This window comes from Bacteroides sp., from assembly GCF_029057325.1.
Lineage (GTDB): Bacteria > Bacteroidota > Bacteroidia > Bacteroidales > Bacteroidaceae > Bacteroides.
The window spans coordinates 1-3,016 of the sequence record NZ_JAICZW010000001.1 but is presented as its reverse complement, the minus strand read 5'-3'; the positions used below and the strand labels follow the sequence as shown (position 1 = coordinate 3,016).

Genomic DNA, 3,016 nt, shown 5'->3' with positions numbered 1-3,016 from the left:
GCATACGATATCTATGGGCTGAGCGAGATTGCCGGTCCCGGCGTGGGCTATGAGTGTGAATGCCAGCACGGGACGCATCTCAACGAAGACCACTATTTCCCCGAAATCGTAAATCCCAACACTTTGGAACCTGTGGCACCCGGCGAGACTGGTGAATTGGTGTTCACGCATCTGACCAAAGAGGGCATGCCCTTGTTGCGCTACCGCACCAAAGACCTTACCGCCCTGCACTACGACAAATGTCCCTGCGGACGGACGCTGGTGCGTATGGACCGTATTTTAGGACGTAGCGACGACATGCTGATTATCCGTGGCGTGAACGTATTCCCCACCCAAATAGAATCTGTCATTCTCGAAATGCCCGAATTCGAACCGCACTACCTCTTGTTGGTAGATCGTGCGAACAACACCGATACGATGGAGCTTCAGGTCGAGGTCCGTGAGGAATACTACTCTGATGAAATCAACAAGATGCTCTTGATGAAGAAGAAACTCACCGCCCGTCTGCAAAGCGTATTAGGGTTGGGCGTGAACGTCCGTCTGGTAGAGCCTCGCAGCATCGAACGGAGTGTGGGCAAGGCAAAACGCGTCATCGATAAACGAAAACTTTGAGGAGTTGACAAGTTGACAAGTTGGCAAGGCCCTTGTACACTTGTTCCCTCGTCAACTTGTCAACTAAAAAAAAAGTAACAACCTTATAATCTCATAATAATATGGTAGCAAAACAACTTTCCATTTTTCTGGAGAACAAGTCCGGACGCCTCACGGAGGTGACGGAAGTGCTCGCTCAAGAGGGTGTCAACCTTTCTGCCCTGTGTATTGCAGAGAATGCGGATTTCGGCATTCTCCGTGGCATTGTCTCTGAACCGGATAAAGCATACAAGGCTTTGAAAGATAAGCATTTTGCGGTAAACGTGACAGACGTGGTCGGCATCAGTTGCCCCAACATCCCCGGTTCGCTGTCGAAAGTGCTCCGTTATCTTTCCGATGAAGACGTGTTCATCGAATATATGTACTCTTTCGCCAACGGCCAGACAGCCAATGTAATCATCCGCCCCAACGACATGGAGAACTGCATCCGTGTATTGACTGAAAAGAAAGTCGATTTGCTGGCGGCAAGCGAACTGTATAAGCTGTAAGAACGAACGAAAAAATGAAAAACGAAGAATGAAGAATGGAGAATTACCATGCGGCATAATGGCGTAGCCCGGTTCTTCATTCTTCATTCCTTTATTTGGTTTTTGAAAAATTAAGGTTCATATCATTGCTTTATTGGATGCGAACTTCTATCTTTGCGCATTATTTGGATAAAAGTAATGAAAAAGAACATCTTAATGACCCTGCTTGCAGCCTCGTTGCTCTCCTCGTGTGGAGAGTACAACAAGTTGCTGAAAAGCGCTGATTATGAATATAAGTACGAGGCGGCAAAGAATTACTTCGCGAAAGGCCAGTACAACCGTGCCGCTACGCTGCTTAACGAATTGATAGCTATCCTCAAGGGTTCCGACAAGGCGGAAGAATCCCTTTATATGTTGGGTATGAGCTATTATAATCAGAAAGATTATCAGACTGCGGCTCAAACCTTCATTCAATATTACAACGTTTATCCCCGTGGCACTTTCACCGAACTGGCCCGCTTCCATGCAGGCAAGGCCTTGTATCTGGATACGCCGGAACCTCGTCTGGACCAGTCGGGCACATACAGTGCCATCCAGCAGTTGCAGCTGTTTATGGAGTATTTCCCGCAGAGCACGAAGAAAGAGGAGGCGCAGAACATGATATTCGCTTTGCAGGACAAGCTGGTGATGAAGGAATATCTGTCGGCCAAATTATACTATAATATGGGCAACTATTTGGGCAACAACTATCAGGCTTGCGTCATTACGGCACAGAATGCCTTGAAGGACTATCCTTATACCAATTTACGCGAAGACCTGTCCATTCTGGTGCTGCGTGCCAAATATGAATTGGCGGTATATAGTGTGGACGAGAAAAAGCCCGAGCGCTATCGGGAAGCTGTGGACGAATACTACGCCTTTAAGAACGAGTTTCCCGAAAGCAAGTACCTGAAGGAAGCCGACCGTATCTTCAAGGAATCGCAGAAGGTGCTGAAAGACTGAAAAAAACAAAGAGTTATATCGATATAAAACTTAAATTAGTTAGATAAATTTATGGATTACAGAAAGACAAATGCTCCTACTACTACGGTGACCCGTGATATGATGGAGTTGTGTGAGGATACCGGTAACGTATATGAAAGCGTGGCGATTATCGGTAAGCGTGCTAACCAGATTAGTGTGGAAATCAAGAACGACCTTTCCAAGAAGCTTGCTGAGTTTGCCTCTTACAATGACAATCTGGAAGAAGTGTTTGAGAACCGGGAACAGATTGAGATTTCCCGTTATTATGAAAAATTGCCGAAGCCGACACTGATTGCTACTCAGGAGTATATCGAGGGTAAGGTTTATTATCGCAACCCGGCTAAGGAAAAAGAGAAATTGCAGTAATGATACAACGTATTCAATCCGTTTATTTATTATTGGTGACTGTCCTGCTGGTGATGGCTATGTGTATGCCTATAGGACAGTTCATCGGAGCGGACGGGGTGACGGCCTATCTGTTCAAGCCGTTGGGGGTAAACCTGGCAGACGGTGAGTTTCAATCTACGTGGGGGCTGTTCGGAATACTGCTGTTGGGCGCGGTGATTGCTCTGTGCTCCATATTCCTCTACCGTAACCGCATGTTGCAAGTGCGTATGACGATATTCGGCAGTCTTTTGCTGGTAGGCTATTACATCGCCTTCTTCGTCTTCATGTTTGTGTTGAAAGATGAGTTGGATGCTTCCTTCCAATTGGGATGGGCGCTTTGCCTTCCGTTGGTGGCCATCATCCTGAATTATCTGGCTTTCCGTGGCATCTACCGCGACGAGCTGATGGTGAAAGCTGCGGACAGACTGAGATAATCGTTACAGAAAATATTTATAGTCAAAAGGGAGGTGTGTCAGACACACCTCCCT

Annotated in this window: 4 protein-coding genes and 1 pseudogene; all 5 read left to right on the top strand. The window is 46.8% G+C overall.

What is annotated here, in order from left to right; genetic code table 11:
- Window positions 1-612 (top strand): annotated as a pseudogene (locus K2G43_RS00025) (phenylacetate--CoA ligase); the annotation flags it as partial.
- Between the two features lie 101 nt (window positions 613-713).
- The gene (locus tag K2G43_RS00020; protein ID WP_297644905.1) at window positions 714-1,139 is read left to right on the top strand and encodes an amino acid-binding protein; all 426 of its coding nucleotides are present in this window, start codon (window positions 714-716) and stop codon (window positions 1,137-1,139) included.
- A 177-nt stretch (window positions 1,140-1,316) separates the two neighbouring features.
- Window positions 1,317-2,120, top strand: coding sequence for an outer membrane protein assembly factor BamD (bamD, locus tag K2G43_RS00015; protein WP_300152501.1), 804 nt, complete (start codon window positions 1,317-1,319; stop codon window positions 2,118-2,120).
- A gap of 51 nt (window positions 2,121-2,171) precedes the next feature.
- The gene (locus K2G43_RS00010; protein WP_297644468.1) at window positions 2,172-2,507 is read left to right on the top strand and encodes a DNA-directed RNA polymerase subunit omega; all 336 of its coding nucleotides are present in this window, start codon (window positions 2,172-2,174) and stop codon (window positions 2,505-2,507) included.
- Window positions 2,507-2,962 (top strand): DUF4293 domain-containing protein, encoded by a 456-nt coding sequence (locus K2G43_RS00005; RefSeq protein WP_297644466.1) that lies wholly within the window; start codon window positions 2,507-2,509, stop codon window positions 2,960-2,962. Before K2G43_RS00010 ends, K2G43_RS00005 begins: the two co-directional genes overlap by 1 nt.
- The last annotated feature ends 54 nt before the right edge of the window (window positions 2,963-3,016 follow it).